Source organism: Vibrio sp. 10N.222.52.C12 (genome assembly GCF_041474215.1).
In the GTDB taxonomy this organism is placed as follows: Bacteria; Pseudomonadota; Gammaproteobacteria; order Enterobacterales; family Vibrionaceae; genus Vibrio; species Vibrio crassostreae_C.
This window is the reverse complement of record NZ_JBFRTR010000049.1, coordinates 64955-89830: the sequence shown is the minus strand read 5'-3', so window position 1 is coordinate 89830 and position 24876 is coordinate 64955. Positions and strand designations below refer to the sequence as shown.

Here is a 24876-nt window from a genome sequence, read left to right as displayed (position 1 = left end):
ATATGGAATACCCAACGAGCCTTGTACTAGAGTGGTTAGCCAATTATTTTTGGCCATACACTCGCATCTCAGCGATGCTGATGGTGATGACGGTAACAGGGGCACGCTTCGTGTCGCCGCGTATTCGTCTGTATTTAGGCTTGGCGATCACTTTTGCGGTGATGCCTGCGATTCCGGCCGTTCCCAAAGAGATTGAACTTCTGTCCTTTCAAGGCTTCCTGACTGTCTTCGAGCAAATTGTGATTGGCGTGGCCATGGGTTTTGTTACCCAGTTCATGATTCAAACCTTTGTTATGCTGGGTCAGATCCTCGGTATGCAATCGAGCTTGGGTTTTGCATCAATGGTCGACCCGGCTAACGGGCAAAACACGCCGGTACTTGGTCAGCTGTTCATGCTGCTAGCGACCATGTTTTTTTTGGCGACCGATGGTCACTTGAAAATGCTGCAGCTGGTGGTGTTTAGTTTTAAGACCTTGCCGATTGGCAGTGGCTCTCTAACCTCTGTGGATTTTCGAGAGCTCGCGTTGTGGCTCGGCATCATGTTCAAAACGGCATTAGCGATGTCATTGTCGGGGATTATTGCGCTGCTAACGATTAACCTTTCTTTTGGTGTAATGACGCGTGCGGCACCTCAATTAAACATCTTTTCTTTGGGTTTTGCATTTGCGCTACTCGTGGGTCTGTTACTTTGTTGGTACATCCTTGGCGGCTTGTATAGTCACTATGAGCTATTCTGGATGCAGGGCGAACAACAGATATGTCGTCTAATCCGGTTAGATTGCTAGGAGACTGAAATGGCAGAGTCAGACGGTCAAGAACGCACAGAAGACGCCACGCCCAAACGCTTGCAACAGGCCAAAGAGAAAGGGCAGGTTGCAAGGTCAAAAGAGCTAGCGTCAGCATCGGTATTAATTGTCGGTGCGATTGCTTTAATGTGGTTTGGCGAATCGATGGCGAAGGCTTTGTTCGAGGCGATGCAACGCCTGTTCTCTTTGAGTCGCGACGAGATCTTTGACACTAACAAACTCCTAGAAATCGCTGGTGGTGCACTGGTGAACCTGCTGTTCCCGCTGTTTTTGATACTGATAACTTTGTTTGTTGCTGCCGTCATCGGCGCTGCGGGTGTCGGTGGGATTAACTTCTCAATGCAAGCGGCGATGCCAAAGGCGTCTAAGCTCAACCCGCTCAGTGGTATCAAGCGTATGTTTGGCCTGCAAAGTTGGGTTGAACTGCTCAAGTCTATTCTTAAAGTAGCGCTCGTATCGGGGATGGCGATTTATCTGATTCAAGCCTCTCAGCATGATTTAATGCAGCTGAGTATGGATGTGTACCCACAGAACATCTTCCATGCCTTGGATATCTTGCTCAATTTCATCCTGTTGATCAGTTGCTCGCTGCTTATTGTGGTGGCGATTGATATCCCGTTCCAGATCTGGCAACACGCCGATCAATTGAAGATGACCAAACAAGAAGTCAAAGACGAATTCAAAGACACTGAAGGTAAGCCGGAAGTGAAAGGCCGAATTCGTATGCTTCAAAGGGAAGCGGCTCAGCGTCGCATGATGGCAGATGTTCCTCAAGCGGATGTGATTGTGACCAACCCGGAACACTTTTCAGTGGCGCTGCGCTATAAGCAGAATCAAGACAAAGCACCAATTGTGGTTGCTAAAGGTGTCGACCACATGGCGATGAAGATCCGAGAGATTGCGCGTGCAAACGACATCTATATAGTTCCAGCGCCGCCATTGGCGAGGGCGCTTTATCATACCACTGAGCTAGAACAACAAATTCCTGACGGTCTGTTTACAGCAGTTGCACAAGTGCTTGCATATGTTTTCCAGCTTAAACAGTACCGAAAACGAGGTGGTGAGCGACCAAAGCTGCAAGATTCTAATATGCCGATCCCACCTGATTTACGTCATTAGATCAATTGCTTGAGCTCTGCGTGATGAACCCTGATAATAGCGAGCTAGCTAATCTTCCTTTTATAGAGGTGATGGCGATAATTTGACGTGAGATGTTGGTACAGTGTTTGCTGTAGTAGCCTGAACATTATAAGCCCATAGCAAACAGCCCTGACTAAGACCTAATCCACTTGTTCAGAGAGCTACAACATAGCGAAACTGTCTAGATTTATGAAATTCTCCCTGCCTTTTGTGGACAAGCTACCTAAAATCCCTAACCGTGCCATGCCTGCGATTGGTGCACCTGTTATGGTACTTGCAACGCTTGCTATGGTGGTGTTGCCCATTCCAGCTTTCTTGTTGGATATGTTCTTCACCTTCAATATTGCACTGTCTATGGTTGTGCTATTGGTATCGGTTTATACCCGCAGGCCTTTAGATTTCGCTGCATTCCCGACCGTCCTGCTGATTGCGACTCTACTTCGATTGGCCTTGAACGTTGCTTCGACACGTGTGGTATTGCTCCATGGTCACGAAGGTGGCGACGCGGCAGGTAACGTGATTGAAGCCTTCGGTAACGTGGTTATCGGTGGTAACTACGCGGTTGGTTTAGTGGTGTTCTTGATTCTTATGATCATCAACTTCATGGTTGTAACCAAAGGTGCGGGTCGTATCTCGGAAGTAAGCGCGCGTTTCACGTTAGACGCCTTACCGGGTAAACAGATGGCAATCGATGCCGACTTGAACGCAGGTTTGATCGACCAAGACCAAGCGCGTCTGAGACGTTTTGAAGTCACCAAAGAAGCTGACTTCTACGGTTCGATGGACGGTGCTTCTAAGTTTGTTAAAGGCGATGCGATCGCTGGTATCTTAATCTTATTCATCAACATCATTGGTGGCTTGAGCATTGGTATGGCTCAGTTTGATCTTGGTTTTGGTGAAGCAATCGAAATCTACACGCTACTGACTATCGGTGATGGTCTGGTTGCACAAATTCCATCTCTATTACTGTCTATTGCAGCTGCGATGATGGTAACGCGCCAAAATACTGATGAAGATATGGGTGAGCAACTTGTCTTCCAGATGTTCGACAATCCAAAAGCCTTGATGATCACCGCCGCCATCCTTGGCATCATGGGTATTGTTCCGGGTATGCCACATTTCTCGTTCTTGAGCCTTGCCATCGTTGCAGGCGCGGGGGCGTATTACATCGATAAAAAGAACAAGAAGAAGGCGGAAGAGCCTAACCTTCCGGCGACAGTTGAAGCGAATGGAGAAGTAGGCTCTCAGAAGGAGCTCTCTTGGGATGATGTTCAACCTGTCGATATTATTGGTTTAGAAGTGGGTTACCGTTTAATTCCTTTGGTTGATAGAGACCAAGGTGGTGAATTGCTTGAACGCGTTAAAGGTGTGCGTAAAAAGCTGTCTCAAGACTTTGGTTTCTTGATCCCAGCGGTACACATTCGCGATAACCTAGAACTGACACCAAACAGCTACCGTATTACCCTGATGGGTGTTGCTGTGGGTGAAGCTGAGATTAAGCCAGACATGGAGCTCGCGATTAACCCGGGCCAAGTCTATGGCATGATCGATGGCGAGCCGACGATTGACCCTGCCTTTGGCCTTGAAGCGGTTTGGATTCGTGAAGAGCAGCGTGAACACGCACAAGCTCTAGGTTATACCGTTGTAGATTCTTCTACAGTACTGGCGACACACCTTAGCCAGCTGCTAACCAACAACGCATCGCAGCTCATTGGCCACGAAGAAGTTCAGAACTTACTTGAGATGCTCAGCCGCTCAACACCTAAGCTGGTGGAAGGTTTTGTACCGGAGCAATTGCAGTTGGGTGTGGTTGTGAAAGTGCTACAGAACCTGCTGAATGAAGCGATTCCAATTCGTGACATTCGAACCATAGTCCAAACTTTGTCGGAGTATTCAGGTAAGAGTCAAGAACCTGACATACTTACTGCGGCGGTTCGCATCTCATTGAAACGATTAATTGTTCAGGAAATCAATGGTATAGAGCCCGAGTTACCAGTGATAACCTTGATTCCTGAGCTGGAACAAATCTTGCATCAAACCATGCAGGCATCCGGCGGAGAATCTGCTGGTATTGAACCTGGTTTAGCCGAACGTTTACAGACCTCTCTCAGCCACGCTACACAAGAGCAAGAGCTGAAAGGTGAGCCCGCGGTACTATTGACCTCTGGCGTGTTGCGTTCGACTCTGGCTAAGTTCGTGAAGAACACGATCCCAAGCTTGCGAGTCTTGTCTTACCAAGAAATACCGGACGAAAAGCAGATACGTATAGTACAAGCTGTTGGTAATTAAGCCGCCTAATTAGAACGGACAATCGAATTGAAAATTAAACGATTTTTTGCAAAAGATATGCGAACGGCTCTGCTCCAAGTTAAAGAAGAACTTGGTTCAGAAGCGGTGATCATGTCTAACAAAAAGGTCGCAGGTGGCGTGGAAATTGTTGCCGCTATTGATGGCGAATCCAGCCCGTCGACAGCGAGCCAGAGATTAAATAAACCTCAGCAGCCTGCACAAAGCCAATATACGCAAATGGCCGCGCCCGCAGCTCCTGCTGGGCGACGTCAACTAGACGATGACAAGGTTAGCCTACAGTCGAATGTTGAAGGTGGACGCTCAATGACTAAGCGCTTTGCGAATATGCTTAAGCAATACAGTCATGGCGCCGATGATGAGCCACAGCATCGTGCAGAAAATGAAGATTCATTGTCAGCATTGCTCAATCGCCAATCAAGCACGGGCCATAAGCCTCATAGTCATCAGACTCAAAGCAATTTGCAGTCTCATGGCCATCAGCAATCTCACGGTAACCAACAGTCTCACGGAAATCTTGATTCTGCATTTGCTCGTGAAACGGGTTTGTCTAAGTTGATTGCTGAAGACCGCAGAGTAGAGCGCCCGACACCTCGCTTGGATCCTACCCGTTATGATCGTGGTCGAGAGAACACTCAGTCCAAAGGTTCTGATACTGAAATGGAAACGATGCGCGAAGAGATGACCTCAATTCGTCGTCTGTTAGAGCATCAAGTTTCTGGGTTGATGTGGCAAGAAGTTGAGCGCCGTGAACCACTGAGAGCCATGCTTATTAAGCGCCTTGAACGTATGGGTGTATCTGCAGAGCTTGCCGATCAAATGGCTTGCTACATTCCTGAAGATACTAAACCTGCACGTGCATGGAAGGCTCTGTTAGCTCTGGTTGCTGACCAAATCTCCGTTACACAAAAAGATATTTTAAAACGCGGCGGTATTGTGGCTCTACTTGGCCCAACCGGCGTGGGTAAAACAACGACTGTTGCAAAGCTAGCTGCACGTGCTGCCATGGAATATGGCGCTGATAACGTCGCACTAGTGACAACTGACACATATCGTATAGGTGCACATGAGCAGTTATCGATCTACGGCCGAATTATGGGTTGTCCTGTAAGAGTTGCTAAAGATTCTAGCGAACTGGCCGATGTAATATATCAGTTACGTAATCGTCGCCTGATTCTGGTCGATACTGCAGGCATGGGACAACGAGATGTTCGCCTATCTGAGCAGTTAGACACATTGATGCAAGAGAGTGGTTCCGTTATCAATAGCTACCTTGTGTTGCCTGCAACCGCGCAACGCAAAGTGCTGCAAGAAACAATTGAACACTTTAGAAGAATCCCGTTGTCGGGATGCATCATGACTAAGCTGGATGAATCCCTAAGTCTAGGTGAATTCATCAGTGTCGTAATACAAAATGCATTACCAGTTGCTTACATAGCAAATGGTCAACGAGTTCCTGAAGATATCGTTATAGCTCAGCCAAAGTACATGATTGCTAAGGCTAATGAGCTATTAGAAAAATCTACAGAGAATGAACCTCATTACTGGAATAGCGATTCTGAAGGGCTCTAGGCGGCGGATAAATATGAATGAAAATATGATACATGACCAAGCTAGCGGCCTCCGTCGCTTAACCAAGCCTTCACTCACAAAAGTTATCGCTGTAACCGGTGGTAAGGGAGGCGTTGGTAAATCTAATGTGACGTTAGGTATGGCTATTTGCATGGCGCGCCAAGGCAAAAAAGTCATGGTGCTAGATGCCGATTTAGGACTAGCGAACGTCGATATCATGCTAGGTATTCGTTCTAAACGAAACCTTGGGCATGTGTTGGCTGGCGAATGTGAACTTAAGGATGCGATTGTCGAAGGGCCGCACGGAATTAAAATTATTCCAGCGACATCGGGCACTCAAAGCATGACTGAACTTTCACACGCACAGCATGCTGGTTTGATTCGCGCATTCGGTTCGCTTGAAGACGAGATGGATATCTTGTTGGTTGATACCGCAGCCGGTATTTCGGACATGGTGATCAGCTTCTCAAGAGCGGCGCAAGACGTGGTTGTCGTGGTATGTGATGAACCTACCTCGATCACGGATGCATATGCTTTGATTAAGCTTTTAAGCAGAGAACACCAAGTTCAGCGATTCAAAGTTGTTGCAAATATGGTCAGAAGCTACCGCGAAGGCCGAGAATTATTTGCAAAGTTGACTTTGGTCACAGAGCGCTTCTTGAATGTGAGCCTCGAACTCGTAGCATGTATTCCTTTAGATGATAAAGTACGTCAATCAGTCAAGAGACAGAAAATCGTAGTCGATGCGTTTCCTCGCTCTCCAGCTGCATTGGCAATCAGCTCTTTGGCTAACAAAGCCTTGACCTGGCCAATACCAAAAACACCGAGCGGACACTTGGAGTTCTTTGTTGAAAGGCTGCTGAATCGTACTGAATTTATAGAGGAACCATTTGGTGAATAAAGCGCTTACTTACGACCAACACGCTAATCACAATAGCCAACAGGCTTTTTTTGAGAAGTACTCTGTGTTGGTTAAACGTATCGCTCATCACTTGTTGGGGCGATTACCGCCTAATGTATTGGTTGATGACTTAATTCAAGCTGGCATGATCGGCTTGATTGAAGCGCAACAAAACTATGATGGTACCAAAGGCGCAAGCTTTGAGACGTATGCTGGTATTCGGATTCGCGGGGCAATGTTGGATGACATTCGCCGTGGGGACTGGGTGCCGAGATCGGTTCATAAGAACAATCGAGAAATCAGCAGTGCAATTGCGGAATTAGAGGGTATCCTCAACCGCGACCCGAGTGATGCCGAAGTGGCAAAACACATGGGGCTCAGTTTAGAGCAGTATCACAGTGCTTTAACTGACATTAATTGCTCAAGACTGGTTGGAATTGAAGATTTAGGCGTCTCAGATGATGTAATATCTCCGAATGAAGACTCTCAAGATAATACGCCTTTTCAAGGGGTTGCTGATGAGTCATTCCGCCAAGCTTTGATCGATTCGATAAAACAACTTCCGGAAAGGGAAGGCCTTGTGCTTTCGCTTTATTACGACGAAGAACTCAATTTAAAAGAGATTGGGGAAGTGTTAGGTGTCAGCGAATCTCGTGTCAGCCAAATACTGAGCCAATCTATGCAGCGTTTACGCACTAAGTTAAGTGCTTGGACACAGAACGACTAACAACACTGATCCTATTCAGTGGAGGCTAATTTGAACAAAAACATGAAAATTCTCATTGTTGATGATTTTTCAACGATGCGCCGAATTGTTAAAAACCTACTTCGCGATTTAGGTTTCAACAACACTCAAGAAGCAGATGATGGCTTGACCGCGTTACCTATGCTGAAAAAAGGCGAATTTGATTTCGTGGTAACTGACTGGAACATGCCAGGCATGCAAGGGATTGACCTGCTTAAACACATTCGCGCAGACGCAGAACTTAAGCACCTTCCAGTGCTTATGATCACAGCTGAAGCGAAGCGTGAGCAGATCATCGAAGCTGCGCAAGCGGGTGTTAATGGTTACATTGTGAAGCCTTTCACTGCTGCAACGCTGAAAGAGAAACTTGATAAGATTTTTGATCGCTTATAAGCATCAATAAATTTAGGCACTTCTAGGTAAACACTGACTGATAAGTTATCTGTTTATCTCGATAGCCTAAGCGCACAAAGTATGCGGAGTAAGGCCGAATTCAGGATGATTTCATTAGAACAAGCAAAAAAATTAGTAGAGCTGCTTGAGAACGATGAGCAGCAAAATGCTGATTCTCTTGTGAGAAGCATTTATGAAGATAACTTTAGTCTTCAAGACAATCCAATGCTTCAAGAAATAGGAAGTCTGACACGCGACCTCCACGACTCTTTGACTCAATTCAATTTCGATGAACGCATCAGCGTTATCGCAAATGACGAAATCCCTGATGCAAGGGATCGCCTTCAGTATGTCATTGATAAAACGGAAGTTGCGGCAAATAAGACGATGGACGCTGTCGATCGCTGTATGCCAATCGCAGACAACCTACACGAGTGTTTACTTCAAGTAAGGCCTCAATGGAATGAACTGATGCATGGCCGCATTGAGCTGGCACAATTTAAAGCTTTATGTCACCGCATTGATGGATTGCTTGTCCAAGTAGAAGGCGACAGTACTGAACTACGCGGACAATTGACTGAAATCTTGATGGCTCAGGATTTCCAAGATTTAACTGGGCAGATAATCAGCAAAGTTATTACCTTGGTGAATGAGGTGGAAGGACGTTTGGTCGAGATTCTCACGGTATTCGGTGCGAATCAAAAAGAGCCAACTCCAGAGTCAGAGAAGAAAGCATCGATTGCGCCTGAAGGTCCAATTATGAACCCAGAAGAGCGCGAAGACGCTGTCGCATCTCAAGATGAAGTCGACGATTTGTTATCCAGTCTTGGATTTTAAAGGTAACGTATGAGCTACGATTTAGACGAAGATATTCTTCAGGACTTTTTAGTCGAAGCAGGAGAGATCCTTGAACTCCTATCAGAACAACTGGTAGAGCTTGAGAATAACCCTGACGACAAAGACCTATTAAATGCTATTTTCCGTGGTTTCCATACAGTAAAAGGTGGTGCTGGTTTCCTAGCATTAACTGAGCTGGTGGATACTTGTCATGGTGCTGAGAATGTGTTCGACATTCTGCGAAACGGCCAACGCAGCGTAACATCAGGTTTGATGGATACCATGCTGCAGGCGCTAGATACAGTCAATGTACAGTTTCGCGCCGTGCAAGATCAGGAACCTTTAGTGCCAGCCGACCAATCTTTATTGGATGAACTTCACCGTCTCTGTAAACCAGAGTCTGCGGATGAAGTGGCACCAGTAGAAGCGCCTGCACCTATTATCCCTGAACCTGTTGTTGCAGCGCCTGAGCCTGTTATTGCTCCGGAACCTACTGCTGAAAGCTCAAACATCAATGCATCTTCAGTCGATGATATCTCTGAAGATGAGTTTGAACGCTTGCTTGATGAGCTTCACGGTAAAGGTGGTTCACCAACAGCGCCTTCTGCACCAACAGCGCCGCCAGCACCCGCTGCACCTCAGTCTGTTGCTGACAGTGGTGATATTACTGATGACGAATTTGAAAAGTTATTAGATGAATTGCACGGTGCGGGTAAGAGCCCGACAGCGGCAAGTTCAACGCCTCCTCCACCGCCAACGCCGCCAGCAGCACCTGTTTCGGCGATGTCTGAAGGCGATGATCTGATGACTGACGAAGAGTTCGAGAAGTTACTTGACCAACTACATGGCTCAGGTAATGGACCTTCGATTGAAGAATTGGATGCCGCGACTAAGCCAGCAGAAGTTAAGGCAGTAGCACCTCAAGCTGCGCCTAAACCTGCTGCGCCAGTTGCCGTTAAAGCTGAGCCAAAACCGAGCGCTCCAGCAAAAGCTGAAGTTAAAGTGCCGGCTAAGAAGCAACAAGCTGAAGCGACAGTTCGTGTTGATACATCAACACTGGACACCATCATGAACATGGTGGGTGAACTGGTATTGGTGCGTAACCGACTAGTCAGCCTAGGCCTCAACAGCAACGACGAAGAAATGTCGAAAGCTGTCTCTAACTTAGATGTTGTTACTGCAGACCTTCAAGGTGCGGTAATGAAGACTCGTATGCAGCCGATCAAGAAAGTATTTGGTCGCTTCCCACGAGTTGTCCGTGACCTTGCTCGTAGCTTGAAGAAAGACATCGTTCTTGAAATGCGTGGCGAAGAAACGGACCTTGATAAAAACTTAGTAGAAGCACTTGCTGATCCCCTGATTCACTTGGTGAGAAACTCTGTCGATCATGGTATTGAAATGCCAAACGACCGTGTTGCTGCGGGTAAATCACAAACGGGTAAAGTGATTCTGTCTGCCTCTCAAGAAGGTGACCACATTGAACTGGCTATCGTTGATGACGGTGGCGGTATGGACCCTGATAAGCTTCGTGCTATCGCGGTTAAACGTGGCCTGATGGATGAAGATGCAGCGTCTCGCTTATCAAATAAAGAGTGTTTCAACCTGATTTTTGCTCCTGGCTTCTCAAGCAAAGAGCAGATCTCGGATATCTCTGGTCGTGGTGTGGGCATGGACGTTGTGAAAACAGCGATCAACACACTGAACGGCTCTATTGATATTGATTCAGAAATGGGACAGGGCACCAAGATCACCATCAAGGTTCCACTAACCCTAGCGATTCTACCAACCTTGATGGTCGGTGTTGCCGGTCATCCATTTGCATTGCCATTGGCTTCTGTAAACGAGATCTTCCACCTAGATTTAAGCCGCACAAACGTGGTTGATGGCCAGCTGACGATTATCGTTCGCGATAAGTCTATTCCGTTGTTCTACTTGCAAAACTGGCTTGCTCCTAAAGCGGGTATTGTTGAGCTGCGTAAAGGGCACGGCCATGTTGTTATCGTACAACTTGGTAGCCAACGTGTTGGTTTTGTTGTCGATACGCTTATCGGTCAAGAAGAAGTCGTGATCAAGCCGCTTGATAAGCTTCTGCAAGGCACGCCAGGAATGGCAGGTGCGACAATTACAAGTGACGGACACATTGCATTGATTCTAGATGTGCCGGACTTGTTGAAGCAGTACGCAGCTGCGTCAAGAATTTAATTTAAGGATAAATATGGCGATTAAAGTATTAGTCGTTGATGATTCGAGTTTCTTTCGTCGTCGCGTTAGCGAGATCATCAACTCAGAGGCTCGCCTAGAAGTCATTGATGTAGCAGTAAACGGTAAAGAAGCCGTTGAAAAAGCGAAACAGCTAAGACCTGACGTAATCACGATGGATATTGAAATGCCTGTCATGGACGGTATCACTGCCGTTCGTGAAATCATGGCCGCGTCTCCAACGCCTATTTTGATGTTTTCATCGTTAACGCATGATGGAGCGAGAGCAACGTTAGATGCGTTAGATGCAGGTGCTCTCGACTTCCTTCCTAAGAAGTTTGAAGACATTGCACGTAACCGCGACGATGCAGTTGCATTGCTTCAACAGCGTGTGATTCAGATTGCAGCGAAGCGTGCGTTTATGCGCCGTGCTCCTATTGCGCCGAGAGCGACTGCGACGACTGCAACATCTACGCCATTGCGCCAACCGATTTCAACAGCAGCTTCGACTTCGACAGCGAAGCCTGCGGTTGCATCAACGGCGAAATTCAGAGCGTCAGGTAAGAAGTATCAATTAACAGCAATTGGTACGTCGACTGGCGGCCCTGTTGCTCTACAGAAGATTTTGACTCGCATCCCTGCTAACTATCCACACCCAATTGTGTTAGTTCAGCATATGCCAGCAACATTCACTGCTGCTTTTGCGAGCCGATTGAACACCTTGTGTAAGATTGAAGTTCGCGAAGCGCAAGACGGTGATGTGTTAAAACCTGGCGTGGCGTATCTTGCTCCGGGTGGTAAACAGATGATGGTGGATGGCCGCGCAGGGTCTGCACGTCTAAGAATTATCGATGGCGGCGACCGCATGAACTACAAGCCTTGTGTGGATGTCACATTCGGCTCTGCAGCGAAGATCTACGGCGACAAAGTGTTGTCTATGATCCTGACTGGTATGGGCGCAGATGGTCGAGAAGGTTCGCGTATGTTGAAAACTGCGGGCTCGACAATTTGGGCACAAGACGAAGATAGCTGTGTTGTATATGGTATGCCTCAAGCTGTAGCAAAAGCTGGCATTTCTACTGAAGACCTCCCTCTAGACCGTATCGCGGAAAGGATCTTGGTCGAAGTTGGGTTAGCTTAGGTAAATCGAAATGATTGTTTGGAGTGTTGCAAACCAAAAAGGTGGTGTTGGTAAAACGACCACGACCGTGACTCTAGCAGGTTTACTTGCGTTGAAGGGGCACCGTGTTCTGTTGGTTGATACTGACCCACATGCATCACTGACCACCTATCTGGGTTACGATTCAGATACGGTGGAATCGAGCCTGTTTGATCTGTTCCAGTTGCGTGAGTTTAACGTGCAGACGGTAAGACCTTTGCTTTTACAAACAGAAGTCGAAGGTATCGATATTATCCCTGCGCACATGTCTTTGGCGACATTAGACCGTGTAATGGGAAATCGAAGCGGCATGGGGTTGATCTTGAAGCGTGCTTTAGCCGCTTTGAAAGACGACTATGACTATGTATTGATCGATTGCCCGCCAATTCTGGGTGTGATGATGGTCAATGCATTGGCTGCTAGCGATCGTATATTGATTCCGGTACAGACTGAGTTTTTGGCGATGAAGGGCTTAGAGCGCATGATTCGCACTTTGACCATCATGCAGAAGTCTCGTAAAACACCGTTTAAGGTTACGATTGTCCCAACGATGTACGACAAGCGAACCAAAGCCTCACTGCAAACATTAACGCAGCTCAAAGATGATTACCCAAACCAAGTTTGGACGTCTGCTGTGCCGATTGATACCAAGTTTCGAGATGCGAGCCTAAAGCGCTTGCCAGCCTCTCATTTTGCATCGGGTAGCCGTGGTGTATTTGCTTATAAACAGTTGCTTATTTATCTCGAAAGGTTGGCGATAAATGAGCGCGAATAAAGAATCAACATTGGCGCAGCCAAGTCTCTCCAGTGAACAAGCACTGGATGATTATTTTACTGCGCTGTTAGGTGATGAAAGCTTTGAATCTGACGATTTTTTTGTTGACGAGTCGAGCGACGAATCGCAATCTGAAGAGCCAGAGCCAGAGCCAGAGCCAGAGCCAGAGCCAGAGCCAGAGCCAGAGCCAGAGCCAGAGCCAGAGCCAGAGCGCCAATTTTCGAGTCACCACTCAAGCTACGCAGAAATACGCGCGGCTGAGTTTGAGGTTCCTAACCTTGAAGATGTTCAGAAACTACTGAGTCGTTTAGAGGCGACCAATGTTGTTGATGAACTGAACCTTGATGAGTTGATGGATCAGAACACCCAGAAAATTGCCGAGCAAGCTGACATGCAAATGTTTGATGCCGCGGTTGAGTCTGTTCAAGTGTTCGAAGAGCCAGAGATTCAGGATTGGAATCTTCCAGAACCCGATTTATCAATTGTTGTAGAGCCACCTGTTGAATCGCAGCAAATTGAAGAGTTACAAGCTGAATCGTTGGAAACGGAACAAGCAGAAGTTAAGGCTGTTGAGCCTGAACTTGACGTTCCTGAGCCCGAGACAGTTATTGAACCAGAAACTCAAGCCGGAGGTGCTGACCAGTTTACCTCTTGGGAAAGTACGGTTCGCAAAGAAGACTTTCAAGTCTTGTATTTTGATGTAAACGGCGTGACCTTTGCGGTGCCACTTGATGAGCTTGGCGGCATCCATCGCCTTGAAGAGTTAAGTCATATCATTGGTAAGCCAGCTTGGTATTTGGGTTTACAAACCAACCGTGATAGTCAGCTAGATGTGGTCGACACCGCAAAATGGGTGATGTCTGAGAAACTATCAGGTGACGAATACAAAGAAAACTATCAATATATAGTGATGCTTGGAGAGAGCTTGTGGGGCCTTGCGGGCACCGAGCTCAAAGGCACCGAGCTACTTAATACAGACAAAGTACGTTGGCGAGAAATGGCAGGGAAACGCCCATGGCTCGCTGGTATGGTAAAAGAAAAAATGTGTGCTTTGATTCATGTTGAAGCATTAATCGCCATGCTAAACGCAGGGCTAGATGTAAAAGCATTAAGCTAGTCATAAGCATTAGGCTAACAATAAGCATCAAGTTAATAATAGTGGTCGGTAACGACGGCAAGAGGATTATCTATGTCTCATATGAGTGAAGTTGAAGTAAGAAAAGAGCAAACGAATGATGAAGTACTTCAATGGGTGACTTTCCAGCTAGAAGAAGAAACTTACGGCATCAATGTAATGCAAGTACGTGAAGTACTGCGTTACAGCGAAATTGCTCCAGTACCGGGTGCTCCAGATTACGTTCTAGGTATTATTAACCTACGTGGTAACGTTGTTACTGTTATCGACACTCGTTCTCGCTTTGGTTTGATGCAAGGTGAAATCACAGACAACACTCGTATCATCGTTATTGAATCTGAGCGTCAAGTAATTGGCATTCTAGTAGATAGCGTTGCTGAAGTGGTTTACCTACGTTCTTCCGAAATCGACACAACGCCAAGTGTTGGTACTGATGAAAGTGCTAAGTTCATCCAAGGTGTAAGTAACCGAGATGGCAAGCTGCTTATCTTAGTAGATCTAAACAAACTACTAAGCGAAGACGAATGGGATGAGATGGCTCACCTGTAATGTTTGAAGCGCTTCCTTTAAGCCCTGTCGCTCTGATATCAGGCGTTGGGGTTTTTACGTTATTTATCCTGATTTTGATTAGCAAAGTAAAACGTGCGATTCAAAAGCAGCTCGATCAGTCACGCCTGCAAGTTCGTAACTTGGACAAAGAGCTTCAAAAATCGAGTAAGCAATTACTTGAGGTTCGCTCTGTTGTGGTTGGCCTTGGCCAAAAAGTAACTGAACAGCAAGATCTGATAAAGCACTTGAATGAACGTATTGTTGAGTTGGAACATGCTGACACCGATGGACGCTTGTACACACGTGCAACGAAAATGGTTCAGCTTGGTGCCGGGATTAACGAACTGATCGAAGAGTGTGAATTACCTAAAGCGGAAGCTGAGCTAATGATGTCTCTACAGAATAAGCTCGCGGGTAAGGAAAAAATCCCTTCGTTGAGAAGTGACCCTTCATCGTACGATGATCAACCCGATGCCTCTCGCGATCGCAGAGACCCGCCTCGACGTCGTTAAATTGAGCGCTTAATTCGTATTGAGCAATTGATGTTTATTACGTATTCCTCTTAAAAGAAGCTTCGGCTTCTTTTTTTATGCCTGCCCGGTCTATATAGAACGATGTTTATAAGTGCTTGTATCTACGACAATATCTTGTTTGTTGATGAAAATGTGTAAATTGTGATGAGGTGGTAACAGTTTCTTACCGACTTTGTTCTATCGAAAACGCCTAGTCCTGTTTTGTCACCATGTTGGTGTGCTACTATAGCGCTCTCATTACTCGACTAAATTTACCTATGCTAGAAGTCTCAAATTTAACTGCTATTCGTGACGACAGGATTCTGTTTGAATCGTTGTCTTTTCAATTGAAACCAGGTGAGCTGGTTCAAGTTGAAGGTCGTAACGGTACCGGGAAAACGACACTCCTTAGGATTATTACTGGCTTAGGCGATCGCGATGACGGCACTATCTCTTGGGATGGTGAGTCTATTGAATCGAGTCGAGATGTTTATCATCAAAATTTACTTTTTCTTGGTCACCAAACAGGTGTAAAGCGCGAACTTAGTGCTTATGAGAATCTGAGCTTTTATCAGTCTATTCACAGTGGCGGTACCAGCAAAGAAGAGCTTTATCACGCGCTGGCTCAAGTGGGGCTTGCGGGCAGAGAAGACGTACCTGCGGGGCAACTTTCAGCAGGCCAACAGCGCCGAGTAGCGTTGGCTCGCCTGTGGTTGAGCAAGCAAATGTTGTGGATTCTCGATGAGCCGCTGACTGCCATCGATAAGCAGGGCGTGAAAGTTCTCGAATCTCTTTTTTCTCAGCATGCAGACAACGGTGGCATTGTGTTGTTAACCACACACCAAGATATGTTTGCTGATAGCCCGAAACTAAGAAAAATAAAGTTGGGTGAGTAATATGATCTCTTCAATGACCACGATTATCCGACGCGAACTGCTTATCGCGTTTCGACGTCAAGCGGATATCTTTAACCCTTTGTGGTTCTTCATCATTGTTATAACTCTATTCCCTTTGAGTATCGGCCCTGAGCCAAACCTACTTGCGCGTATTGCTGCGGGTATTGTTTGGGTGGCCGCTTTGCTCTCTGCACTGCTCTCTTTAGAACGTCTTTTTCGCGACGATTTTCAAGATGGTGCGCTTGAGCAGATGATGCTGATGCCCATCCCGTTGCAGTTGGTAGTATTGTCCAAGGTCATAGCACACTGGTTGTTGACCGGGTTACCATTGATTTTAATCAGCCCATTATTGGCTGTTTTGTTGTCTTTAGATTTTGATACATGGCTCTCAGTTGTGTTGACCTTGCTGGTAGGAACACCCGCATTGAGTTTTATTGGTGCAATTGGTGTTGCGTTAACCGTTGGGTTACAGAAGGGCGGAGTCCTGTTAAGCCTGTTAATCTTGCCGCTTTACATCCCCATTTTGATTTTCGCGACGTCAGCGATTGACGCTGCGGCTTTGGGCGTTGCGTACAACGGCCAATTGGCGGTGCTTGGGGCAATGTTAATGGGTGCGATGACTATGACGCCTTTTGCGATCAGTGCCGCACTTAGAGTGAGTGTGAACTGATTGGGGTTCCGTTATCGTATAGCCAATGTGAACCAAATGTGACGATTGGACTCATAGAGTCAATAAAACTGAAAGCAAGACAAATAAAATTATTATAATTATAGCTTTAATAGCTGTAAGCAATATGAAGTAAGAGTGAGATTACAACATGTGGAAATGGCTCCATCCCTATGCCAAAGCAGAAACCTCTTATCAGCTTGCTGGTAAACTTTTGCCATGGTTTTCGATCCTAGCGCTATTGTGTCTATCCGTCGGTACCGTGTGGGGGCTTGCATTTGCGCCTTCTGATTACCAACAAGGCGATAGCTTCCGTATCATCTACATCCATGTACCGTCTGCAATCTGGTCTATGGGCGTTTACATGTCGATGGCGATTGCTGCCTTTATCGGTTTGGTATGGCAGGTAAGGCTATCAGACATGGCCGCACTGGCGATGGCACCGATTGGTGCTGTGTTTACCTTCATTGCGTTACTAACCGGCGCTGTTTGGGGTAAACCAATGTGGGGCGCCTGGTGGGTTTGGGATGCGCGTTTAACCTCAGAGCTGATTCTTCTATTCCTATACTTGGGTGTGATTGCACTACACCACGCTTTTGACGACCAAAAAACAGCAGCAAAAGCGGCAGGCATTTTGGCTATCGTTGGTGTCATCAACCTACCTATCATTCACTTTTCAGTAGAGTGGTGGAACACACTTCACCAAGGCGCGACGATCACTAAGTTCGACAAGCCTTCTATTTCAAGTGACATGTTATGGCCGCTTCTTCTTAACATCTTCGGCTTCGCCTTTTTCTTTGGTGCTGTGACTATGGTTCGTTTCCGTAACGAAATCATCAGTAAAGAAAGTCACCGTCCATGGGTTCGCAAGCTTACGGCTGAAAAAGCGTAGTAGGGTAGGTAATTATGTATTTTGAATCTTTGAGTGATTTCTTTGCCATGGGAGGCTATGCCTCCTATGTATGGAGTGCATTTGGAATCACATTTCTCGCGATGATCATTTTACTGGTCGTAAGCGTTCGTCGTGGTAAGCAATTACTAAATGAAGTACAAGCTAAGATTGATCGTCAAGCTCGTATCGATGCAGCAAAAAATATGGAGAACACTCTATGAACCCAAGACGTAAAAAGAGGCTGGGCATTGTCTTAGCGATCTTTTTTGGTATCAGTGCGACTGTTGGATTGATGGTTTATGCACTTAACCAGAACATGGATCTGTTCTACACACCAACTGAGCTGGTCAACGGCAAAGATGGTAAAAAACCTGAAGTTGGTCAACGCCTACGTATTGGTGGCATGGTCGTAGTCGGCTCTGTAAGCCGTGACAATGAATCACTACGTGTAAGCTTTGATTTGCAAGATGTAGGCCCTAAAGTAACAATTCTATACGATGGCATCCTTCCTGATCTTTTCCGTGAAGGCCAAGGTATTGTTGCTCAGGGTGTGCTTAAAAATGCAACGACAATCGAAGCGTTTGAGGTGTTGGCAAAGCACGATGAAGAGTACATGCCTTCTGAAGTTGCGGAAGCAATGAAGAAAACCCATGAGCCTTTGCAATACACGACTGAACAAAAAGAAGGAAATGCTCAATGATAGCCGAGATCGGCCATTTTGCGATGATCCTGTCCTTGGGACTTGCATTGCTGCTAAGCGTGCTCCCATTGTATGGAGCCGCTCGAAATAACACATTATTGATGAACAGCGCACGACCGTTGTCGTGGGGTATGTTCGGATTCTTAGCGATTTCGTTCTTTATCTTGTGTTACGCGTTCTACACCAATGATTTTACGATTCAATACGTAGCAAGTAACTCGAATAGCCAACTGCCTTGGTACTACCGAATTACGGCGGTTTGGGGCGCTCACGAAGGTTCATTACTGCTTTGGGTTCTTATCCAAGCGGGTTGGACGGTTGCTGTAGCGACGTTTAGTCGTGGTATGCCTCAAGAGTCTGTGGCTCGCGTACTGGCTATCATGGGTTTGATTACTGTCGGCTTCTTGCTGTTCATTATCGTAACGTCTAACCCGTTCCTACGTACATTGCCTTTCTTCCCTGTAGATGGCCGTGACTTGAACCCACTACTGCAAGACCCGGGTTTGATTATTCACCCGCCAATGCTTTACATGGGTTATGTAGGTTTCTCTGTTGCGTTCTCTTTCGCAATCGCTTCTCTAATGAGTGGTCGTCTTGATACGGCATGGGCTCGTTGGTCGCGTCCTTGGACAATCGCAGCTTGGTTATTCCTAACGGTAGGTATCGCACTAGGTTCATGGTGGGCTTACTACGAACTTGGCTGGGGTGGCTGGTGGTTCTGGGATCCAGTAGAAAACGCTTCATTCATGCCTTGGTTGGCTGGTACTGCTCTAATGCACTCACTAGCGGTAACTGAAAAGCGTGGCACATTTAAAGCTTGGACAGTATTGCTGGCTATCTCTGCATTCTCGCTAAGCTTACTAGGTACATTCTTAGTTCGTTCGGGCATCTTGGTATCTGTTCACGCATTCGCGTCGGATCCTGCTCGTGGTATGTTTATTCTAGGTTTCCTAGTCTTTGTTATTGGTGGTTCACTGCTGTTGTTCGCGGTTAAAGGCGCATCGGTTCGTGTTCGCGGTAACTTCGATTTGGTTTCTCGTGAAAACGCACTGCTTGGTAACAACATCTTATTGATTGCAGCGCTTGTCGTTGTATTAGTCGGTACGCTACTGCCATTAGTTCACAAACAGTTAGGCTTGGGCTCGGTATCTATCGGTGCACCATTCTTTGACATGTTGTTCTTTTGGTTAATGATCCCGTTCTCGTTCCTGCTTGGTATCGGTCCTCTGATCCGCTGGAAACGTGACAACCTATCTAAGCTTGTTAAACCAATGCTGATTTCAGGTGCATTCTCACTTGGCTTGAGTGCGCTAATGGTTGCTCTATTGGCCGACCGCTTCAGTGGTACTGCGTTTGCTGGTTGGGTAATGGCGTTCTGGATTATCTTCATGCACGGCTTTGAGTTGCATGAACGTGCGACTCACCGTCACACATTCCTGAAAGGTCTAACTAAGCTACCTCGAAGCCACTGGGCAATGATGTGTGGTCACATTGGTTTAGCCGTGACAGTGATTGGTATCGCGATGGTGCAAAACTACAGCATCGAACGTGATGTGCGTCTGGCGCCAGGTGAAAGCTACCAGCTTGAAGAATACAGCTTCCTGTTTACAGGGGTTCGTGACAAAGATGGTCCTAACTACGATGGTTACATTGCTGACTTTGAAATTACTAAAGAAGGCAAATACATCAACACGCTCCACGCTGAAAAACGTTTCTACACCACAGCTAAGTCTATGATGACAGAAGCAGCGATTGACCGTGGCGTAACGCGCGACCTTTACATTGCAATGGGTGAACGTTTAGACGACAACAAATCTTGGGCTGTACGTATCTACTACAAACCATTTGTACGTTGGATCTGGGCTGGTTCTTTGATCATGTCGATTGGTGGCGCTATTGCTATCAGTGACCGTCGTTACCGTTTCCGTAAGCCAACAAAAAAGTCGGCTGAAGAGCAGGAGGCTTAATTCGAATGAACAAGAAGATTTTATTCATTCCATTGATTGCGTTCATGGTTCTAGCTGGAATCTTTGCAACGCAATTAATGCGCAACCAGTCGGGTGATGACCCGACTAAGCTTGAATCAGTATTGATTGGTAAGCCTGTTCCTGAGTTCGGTCTAGAAGACTTAGAACAACCAGGTAAGTTTCATGATCAAGCGATCTTTAAAGGCGAGCCACTGCTTCTTAACGTGTGGGCGACTTGGTGTCCTACTTGTTATGCAGAGCACTCTTACCTGAACAAGCTTGCGGATCAAGGCGTTAAGATCATTGGTCTTAACTACAAAGATGATCGCAACAAAGCGGTTGGTTGGCTAAAAGAGTTGGGTAACCCGTACCTAATTAGCCTGTTTGATGGTAATGGCATGCTAGGTCTTGACCTTGGCGTGTATGGCGCGCCTGAAACTTTCCTAATCGATGCTAACGGCGTAGTTCGCTACCGCCATGTTGGTGACGTGAACCCAACCAACTGGGCATCGACGCTTGAGCCGATGTATCAAGAGTTGTTGGAGGAATCGAAATGATTAGAAAGGCACTGATTACTCTATTCGCTACGTTCGCAATTTCAGCGACTGTTTCTGCTGCGCCTATCGAGTTCCATGAATTTGATACCGTAGATCAAGAACAGCAGTTCAAAGAGTTGAGTAATACGCTACGTTGCCCTAAATGTCAGAACAACACGATTGGTGATTCGAATGCTGAGCTAGCGGTCGACTTACGCCAAAAAGTGTACGAGATGACAAAAGACGGCAAGTCTGAGCAAGAAATTATTGATTACATGATTGCTCGTTACGGTAACTTTGTAACGTACAACCCGCCACTGACCTTAGCTACATCGATCCTTTGGATTGGTCCGTTTGCGGTTGTTGTGTTTGGATTTGGTTTGATTATTTTACGAAGCAGAAAGTCAAAATCAAAAGCAGCAGTAGAGTCAGATAAAGACTGGGATGCAGACAAAGAAGCTCGCTTAAAAGCGTTACTCGATGAAGAGAACGACGGAGATAAGAAGTAATGACTCTATTTTGGATTTCTACCATTATCCTTTCGCTAGCGGCAATTTTCTTAATTGTTCTGCCTTTCATTAACAAGAAGGCAAACAATGACGAGATGCTTCGCGACGAGTTGAATAAAGCGTTCTATAAAGACCGTCTTGTCGAGTTAGAAGTAGAAGCAGAGGAAGGTCTTGTTGATAACCAACAAGAACTGATCGCTGATTTGAAACAGTCTCTGCTTGATGATGTTCCTGCACAAGAAGAAATGAAGAAAACTCAAATCTCTACGCTTGGTGTGGTTGTACCGTCGATCATTCTTGTCGTGGCTGTGACTTATGGTATGTACTTTAAGTTCGGTGCATTGGACAAAGTTCAACACTGGCAAGAAGTGAGCTCGAACCTTCCTGAGTTGTCTAAAAAGCTAATGTCATCGGAAGGTGGTGCACTAACGGATGATGAACTGGAAGATTTGACTCTGGCGCTTCGTACTCGTCTGCATTACCAACCAAAAGATTCAACAGGTTGGTTACTACTCGGTCGTATTGCACTGGCTAACCGTGATGCTGAAACAGCAAAAGATTCTATGGAGCGAGCTTACAAGCTTGAACCTAAGAATGAAGATGTTCAGTTAGGTTTCGCACAAGCACTGATGCTTTCACCTGATGAAGCGGATCAAAACCAAGCTCGTTTGATTTTGAGCCGTTTGATTCAAAACGATTACGTTGACCTTCGTGTGTTCTCACTGCTAGCGTTCGATGCATTTGAGCGTCAAGACTACCCGGGTGCTGTGAAGTACTGGAGCATCATGCAACAGATGATTGGTCCACAAGACAGTCGCTATGAAATGCTTTCGCGCAGTATTGAAAGTGCTCAGAAGAAAATGGGCGACACTATGGGTGTCGACCAAGGTAAGACTGTTGCTGTAACGCTCGATCTATCTGCAGACGTGAATGCTGACCCTAACTCAGTGTTAATTGTGTCAGTACACAGAGCTGATGGTTCTCCAATGCCTATCGCAGCGGCACGCTACCCACTAGGGACTTTCCCTCGTACGGTTGTGCTAGATGACGGCAACAGCATGCTGGAAGGGCAAGAGCTGTCTAGCCTTGAAACACTGATGGTTAGAGCTAGGCTTGATACAGACGGCAACGTTTCAACTCGCGAAGGTGATTGGTACGGTGAAAGTGAAGTGGTTGAATTGGGCGCTCCAGTTACCATTGATATCAATAAGCAATATTAATCATCACTTTGCATAGGTGTTATCTATTCCGATTTGCAGATAAACGGTATAGACTTAGCCAAACAATTGAGGCCAGCGATTGCTGGCCTTTTTTATTATTTGAATTCCTTATGGAAAAGGTGATATGTCTGTCAGTGTTTTAAGACTCTCGAGTTTACTTTTTATCGCAAGCTTAACGGTTGGGTGTTCAAGTGCGCCGGACGAAAGTGTTAACGATGATAACCTCGAAACCTCTGAATACGTCGAAGAGTCCCACTCCAATGATCCTTTTGAAGGTTTCAACCGAGCGATGTGGGATATCAACTACGAATATCTAGATCCTTACTTAGTTCGCCCTGTTTCCCTCGCTTATGTTGACTACACCCCTGTGCCAGTACGTTCTGGTATATCCAATTTTCTAGCCAACTTAGACGAACCATCAAGCATGGTGAATAACCTTATTATGGGCAATGGTGAAAAAGCACTCGACCATTTCAATCGTTTTTGGATTAACTCAACGATTGGTTTGTTAGGCTTAATCGATATTGCCAGCGAAGCGGGGATCACCAAATACGATGATAAGTCGTTCTCTGATGCGATTGGTCATTACGGGGTAGGGAATGGTCCCTACTTCATGGTGCCGGGTTATGGCCCAATAACAACGCGTGAAGTAACTGAAACCGTTGATGGTATGTATGTGCCTCTGTCTTTCTTGAACTTCTGGGCTAGCTTAGGAAAGTGGGCATTCGAAGGCATGGAAACTCGTGCTCAGTTAGTGTCACAAGAAGCGCTGTTGGATGACTCGCCAGATCCATATGCGTTAACGCGAGATGTTTATATTCAACGTCGTGACTTTAAAGCCGAGATCGAGCCTGAAGAGGTCGACCTTGAAGAAGAAGATTTGATCGATGGTTATCTAGAAGATTACTAGAAACATGATTTAGAAAATCGATAAAAGAAAGGCTCGATGTTGATGCAACATCGAGCCTTTTTAATGCTTTCTACTTTTAGGGAGGTAGATTAGAAGCGGTAGTTAGCTTGGATACCTACTAGCCAGATGCTACCTGTTACTTCACCTTCGAAGTCACCACCAAATGGTGCAGAACTTGCGTCATCTTCAACCATTTTTGCGTCTTTAGCTAGAATGTAAGTGAAGCCAGCATCTAGAGTTAGTTGCTCAGACCATTGATATCCAGCACCAATGCTTAACCAAGTGCGGTCTGTTTCTGGGATCGTTGCCGTACGGTGCTCATCGCTTACCGCTGAAGTATCGTATGCGATACCAGAGCGTAGAGCTAACTTAGGCGTCATTTGGTAAGTCGTACCAACTGCAAAACGGTAGTTGTCTTCCCAGTTCTCTTGTTTGATTTCTACGCTGTTTTCACCCGGAAAATCAGCAACAAGCTCTTTAAAACTGCTCCAGTTTGTCCAGTTAATGCTTGCGTGAACCGCGACTTTATCTGTCAATTGGTGGAAACTTGCAAGTTCTGCTGTAGCAGGAAGCGCAAGATCCATAGAGCCTGCATCTTTCTTATTTGGTTGACCGAAGTTAAAACCGTGACCGTTAGCATGACCTGATAGAGTTAAATCAACTTCTGATTTGTAGGTAAAACCAAGGCGGTTGTTTTCGTTGATTTGCCAAGCCGTACCGACTTGCCAACCCCATGCGGTGTCATCGCCTTCCATGTATTTCAGAGCGTCGCCTTTTGATACTCCAATCTGTTGAATAGAAGTTGCTGATACCGCACCAAAACTGCCTTCAGCCATGATGTAACGAACACCACCACCAATAGATACATTCTCAAGTACTTGGTATGCCGCGTTTAAGTTTAGCTCCATTGTGGTAACACTGGCTTCGTTACCGTGGTTAGCACCACCGAAGTCTGTACCTAGGTCTGTTTCCATACCGTAGTTAGTACCAGCAGCAAAACCTAATGCAAACTTGTCGTTGTACTTATGAGAAACATAAAAGTTTGGAATCACTGCACTATGAGCGAAATCGCTAGAATTTGAAGGTGTAGATGTGCTACCTGATGTTGAAGTACCGTCGATATCAATATTTGGATCAACATAGATAGCGCCAACAGAAACCTGTGTGCCTTCTAGATAAGTAAGAAGGGCTGGGTTGCGCCATTGTGAACCAGCGTTGTCTGCGATTGCAGCTTCACCAGCGTATGCGCGGCCTAGGCCTGTTGCCGAGTATTCTGCTAGTTGAAAACCTGCCGCGTGAGTTACGGTAGAAGTCGAAAGTAGTCCAACTGCCACAGCAGCAGATAGAAGAGTCTTATTCATTTTCATTATTATGTTCGCTGAATCATAAGTATTTAGTGGCGTGATTCTACTTTTAGAGTCATTACTTTAAAAATGAAATTCGAATAAAACAGTGTTTTAGGGATTTAATGAGTAAATGTGTTTAATTATTAGAGAAATAATCTAAATGTTTCTGCTGTGTTGCGAAGTTTGAGCGTACACTTGTAGTC

Annotated in this window: 25 protein-coding genes; 24 read left to right on the top strand and 1 reads right to left on the bottom strand. The window is 46.0% G+C overall.

The features are described 5' to 3' along the window. The first annotated feature begins 2 nt into the window (after positions 1-2). The 24 genes from fliR (at position 3) to AB4623_RS09585 (ending at position 23327) form a co-directional block, all read left to right on the top strand. Entirely contained in the window at positions 3-785 is a 783-nt protein-coding gene (gene fliR / locus AB4623_RS09700) for a flagellar biosynthetic protein FliR (protein ID WP_017060672.1), read from the top strand. A 9-nt stretch (positions 786-794) separates the two neighbouring features. Beyond that, positions 795-1925, top strand: a complete 1131-nt coding sequence (gene flhB, locus AB4623_RS09695; protein WP_017060671.1) for a flagellar biosynthesis protein FlhB — start codon at positions 795-797, stop codon at positions 1923-1925. 210 nt (positions 1926-2135) lie between these two features. After that, entirely contained in the window at positions 2136-4235 is a 2100-nt protein-coding gene (flhA, locus tag AB4623_RS09690) for a flagellar biosynthesis protein FlhA (RefSeq protein WP_372146278.1), read from the top strand. Positions 4236-4262: 27 nt separating this feature from the next. Next, a complete protein-coding gene (gene flhF / locus AB4623_RS09685) occupies positions 4263-5825 on the top strand; it encodes a flagellar biosynthesis protein FlhF (protein ID WP_029235190.1) in 1563 nt (520 codons plus the stop codon). A gap of 13 nt (positions 5826-5838) precedes the next feature. After that, positions 5839-6726 (top strand): MinD/ParA family protein, encoded by an 888-nt coding sequence (locus AB4623_RS09680; RefSeq protein WP_017060668.1) that lies wholly within the window; start codon positions 5839-5841, stop codon positions 6724-6726. Continuing rightward, positions 6719-7453: an RNA polymerase sigma factor FliA gene (locus tag AB4623_RS09675; protein WP_017060667.1), complete on the top strand. Its 735-nt coding sequence runs from the start codon at positions 6719-6721 to the stop codon at positions 7451-7453. The genes AB4623_RS09680 and AB4623_RS09675 overlap by 8 nt, the downstream gene beginning before the upstream one ends. A 42-nt stretch (positions 7454-7495) precedes the next feature. Then, on the top strand, positions 7496-7864 hold the full coding sequence (gene cheY / locus AB4623_RS09670) for a chemotaxis response regulator CheY (RefSeq protein ID WP_016767062.1): 369 nt from the start codon (positions 7496-7498) through the stop codon (positions 7862-7864). A 105-nt stretch (positions 7865-7969) separates the two neighbouring features. Then, a complete protein-coding gene (locus AB4623_RS09665; protein ID WP_017064113.1) occupies positions 7970-8701 on the top strand; it encodes a protein phosphatase CheZ in 732 nt (243 codons plus the stop codon). Positions 8702-8710: 9 nt separating this feature from the next. After that, entirely contained in the window at positions 8711-10903 is a 2193-nt protein-coding gene (locus tag AB4623_RS09660) for a chemotaxis protein CheA (RefSeq protein ID WP_372146276.1), read from the top strand. Between the two features lie 13 nt (positions 10904-10916). Beyond that, complete coding sequence (locus tag AB4623_RS09655; protein WP_017060664.1) at positions 10917-12041, top strand: chemotaxis response regulator protein-glutamate methylesterase; 1125 nt, start codon at positions 10917-10919, stop codon at positions 12039-12041. 10 nt (positions 12042-12051) lie between these two features. Then, a complete protein-coding gene (locus AB4623_RS09650; RefSeq protein ID WP_017071206.1) occupies positions 12052-12834 on the top strand; it encodes a ParA family protein in 783 nt (260 codons plus the stop codon). After that, positions 12821-13951, top strand: coding sequence for a chemotaxis protein CheW (locus tag AB4623_RS09645; RefSeq protein WP_372146275.1), 1131 nt, complete (start codon positions 12821-12823; stop codon positions 13949-13951). Before AB4623_RS09650 ends, AB4623_RS09645 begins: the two co-directional genes overlap by 14 nt. Positions 13952-14023: 72 nt before the next feature. Continuing rightward, positions 14024-14518 (top strand): chemotaxis protein CheW, encoded by a 495-nt coding sequence (locus AB4623_RS09640; RefSeq protein WP_017064109.1) that lies wholly within the window; start codon positions 14024-14026, stop codon positions 14516-14518. Further along, the gene (locus tag AB4623_RS09635) at positions 14518-15030 is read left to right on the top strand and encodes a DUF2802 domain-containing protein (protein WP_017071208.1); all 513 of its coding nucleotides are present in this window, start codon (positions 14518-14520) and stop codon (positions 15028-15030) included. The genes AB4623_RS09640 and AB4623_RS09635 overlap by 1 nt, the downstream gene beginning before the upstream one ends. A 278-nt stretch (positions 15031-15308) precedes the next feature. Beyond that, positions 15309-15926, top strand: coding sequence for a cytochrome c biogenesis heme-transporting ATPase CcmA (gene ccmA / locus AB4623_RS09630; protein ID WP_017060659.1), 618 nt, complete (start codon positions 15309-15311; stop codon positions 15924-15926). A gap of 1 nt (position 15927) precedes the next feature. Further along, entirely contained in the window at positions 15928-16596 is a 669-nt protein-coding gene (ccmB, locus tag AB4623_RS09625; protein WP_017060658.1) for a heme exporter protein CcmB, read from the top strand. Between the two features lie 148 nt (positions 16597-16744). Continuing rightward, complete coding sequence (locus AB4623_RS09620; RefSeq protein WP_372146273.1) at positions 16745-17485, top strand: heme ABC transporter permease; 741 nt, start codon at positions 16745-16747, stop codon at positions 17483-17485. 14 nt (positions 17486-17499) lie between these two features. Beyond that, the gene (ccmD, locus tag AB4623_RS09615) at positions 17500-17706 is read left to right on the top strand and encodes a heme exporter protein CcmD (RefSeq protein ID WP_009848525.1); all 207 of its coding nucleotides are present in this window, start codon (positions 17500-17502) and stop codon (positions 17704-17706) included. Beyond that, positions 17703-18185 (top strand): cytochrome c maturation protein CcmE, encoded by a 483-nt coding sequence (ccmE, locus tag AB4623_RS09610; protein WP_017064106.1) that lies wholly within the window; start codon positions 17703-17705, stop codon positions 18183-18185. The genes ccmD and ccmE overlap by 4 nt, the downstream gene beginning before the upstream one ends. Next, positions 18182-20152, top strand: coding sequence for a heme lyase CcmF/NrfE family subunit (locus AB4623_RS09605; protein WP_017060654.1), 1971 nt, complete (start codon positions 18182-18184; stop codon positions 20150-20152). The genes ccmE and AB4623_RS09605 overlap by 4 nt, the downstream gene beginning before the upstream one ends. A 5-nt stretch (positions 20153-20157) precedes the next feature. After that, entirely contained in the window at positions 20158-20709 is a 552-nt protein-coding gene (locus AB4623_RS09600) for a DsbE family thiol:disulfide interchange protein (protein WP_017060653.1), read from the top strand. Next, a complete protein-coding gene (locus AB4623_RS09595; protein ID WP_065583667.1) occupies positions 20706-21197 on the top strand; it encodes a cytochrome c-type biogenesis protein in 492 nt (163 codons plus the stop codon). Before AB4623_RS09600 ends, AB4623_RS09595 begins: the two co-directional genes overlap by 4 nt. Next, the gene (gene ccmI, locus AB4623_RS09590) at positions 21197-22417 is read left to right on the top strand and encodes a c-type cytochrome biogenesis protein CcmI (RefSeq protein WP_017071950.1); all 1221 of its coding nucleotides are present in this window, start codon (positions 21197-21199) and stop codon (positions 22415-22417) included. Before AB4623_RS09595 ends, ccmI begins: the two co-directional genes overlap by 1 nt. A gap of 124 nt (positions 22418-22541) precedes the next feature. Continuing rightward, a complete protein-coding gene (locus tag AB4623_RS09585; RefSeq protein WP_372146271.1) occupies positions 22542-23327 on the top strand; it encodes a VacJ family lipoprotein in 786 nt (261 codons plus the stop codon). An 89-nt stretch (positions 23328-23416) separates the two neighbouring features. Here the strand turns inward: AB4623_RS09585 and AB4623_RS09580 are convergent, their stop codons facing one another. Beyond that, positions 23417-24694: an outer membrane protein transport protein gene (locus tag AB4623_RS09580; protein ID WP_372146269.1), complete on the bottom strand. Its 1278-nt coding sequence runs from the start codon at positions 24692-24694 to the stop codon at positions 23417-23419. Positions 24695-24876 lie beyond the last annotated feature (182 nt).

Coding starts and splice junctions, on each gene's coding strand:
- fliR (WP_017060672.1), top strand. CDS start 3: ATGGAATACCCAACGAGCCTTGTACTAGAGTGGTTAGCCAATTATTTT.
- flhB (WP_017060671.1), top strand. CDS start 795: ATGGCAGAGTCAGACGGTCAAGAACGCACAGAAGACGCCACGCCCAAA.
- flhA (WP_372146278.1), top strand. CDS start 2,136: ATGAAATTCTCCCTGCCTTTTGTGGACAAGCTACCTAAAATCCCTAAC.
- AB4623_RS09680 (WP_017060668.1), top strand. CDS start 5,839: ATGAATGAAAATATGATACATGACCAAGCTAGCGGCCTCCGTCGCTTA.
- cheY (WP_016767062.1), top strand. CDS start 7,496: ATGAAAATTCTCATTGTTGATGATTTTTCAACGATGCGCCGAATTGTT.
- AB4623_RS09665 (WP_017064113.1), top strand. CDS start 7,970: ATGATTTCATTAGAACAAGCAAAAAAATTAGTAGAGCTGCTTGAGAAC.
- AB4623_RS09660 (WP_372146276.1), top strand. CDS start 8,711: ATGAGCTACGATTTAGACGAAGATATTCTTCAGGACTTTTTAGTCGAA.
- AB4623_RS09655 (WP_017060664.1), top strand. CDS start 10,917: ATGGCGATTAAAGTATTAGTCGTTGATGATTCGAGTTTCTTTCGTCGT.
- AB4623_RS09650 (WP_017071206.1), top strand. CDS start 12,052: ATGATTGTTTGGAGTGTTGCAAACCAAAAAGGTGGTGTTGGTAAAACG.
- AB4623_RS09645 (WP_372146275.1), top strand. CDS start 12,821: ATGAGCGCGAATAAAGAATCAACATTGGCGCAGCCAAGTCTCTCCAGT.
- AB4623_RS09640 (WP_017064109.1), top strand. CDS start 14,024: ATGTCTCATATGAGTGAAGTTGAAGTAAGAAAAGAGCAAACGAATGAT.
- AB4623_RS09635 (WP_017071208.1), top strand. CDS start 14,518: ATGTTTGAAGCGCTTCCTTTAAGCCCTGTCGCTCTGATATCAGGCGTT.
- ccmA (WP_017060659.1), top strand. CDS start 15,309: ATGCTAGAAGTCTCAAATTTAACTGCTATTCGTGACGACAGGATTCTG.
- ccmB (WP_017060658.1), top strand. CDS start 15,928: ATGATCTCTTCAATGACCACGATTATCCGACGCGAACTGCTTATCGCG.
- AB4623_RS09620 (WP_372146273.1), top strand. CDS start 16,745: ATGTGGAAATGGCTCCATCCCTATGCCAAAGCAGAAACCTCTTATCAG.
- ccmD (WP_009848525.1), top strand. CDS start 17,500: ATGTATTTTGAATCTTTGAGTGATTTCTTTGCCATGGGAGGCTATGCC.
- ccmE (WP_017064106.1), top strand. CDS start 17,703: ATGAACCCAAGACGTAAAAAGAGGCTGGGCATTGTCTTAGCGATCTTT.
- AB4623_RS09605 (WP_017060654.1), top strand. CDS start 18,182: ATGATAGCCGAGATCGGCCATTTTGCGATGATCCTGTCCTTGGGACTT.
- AB4623_RS09600 (WP_017060653.1), top strand. CDS start 20,158: ATGAACAAGAAGATTTTATTCATTCCATTGATTGCGTTCATGGTTCTA.
- AB4623_RS09595 (WP_065583667.1), top strand. CDS start 20,706: ATGATTAGAAAGGCACTGATTACTCTATTCGCTACGTTCGCAATTTCA.
- ccmI (WP_017071950.1), top strand. CDS start 21,197: ATGACTCTATTTTGGATTTCTACCATTATCCTTTCGCTAGCGGCAATT.
- AB4623_RS09585 (WP_372146271.1), top strand. CDS start 22,542: ATGTCTGTCAGTGTTTTAAGACTCTCGAGTTTACTTTTTATCGCAAGC.
- AB4623_RS09580 (WP_372146269.1), bottom strand. CDS start 24,694: ATGAAAATGAATAAGACTCTTCTATCTGCTGCTGTGGCAGTTGGACTA.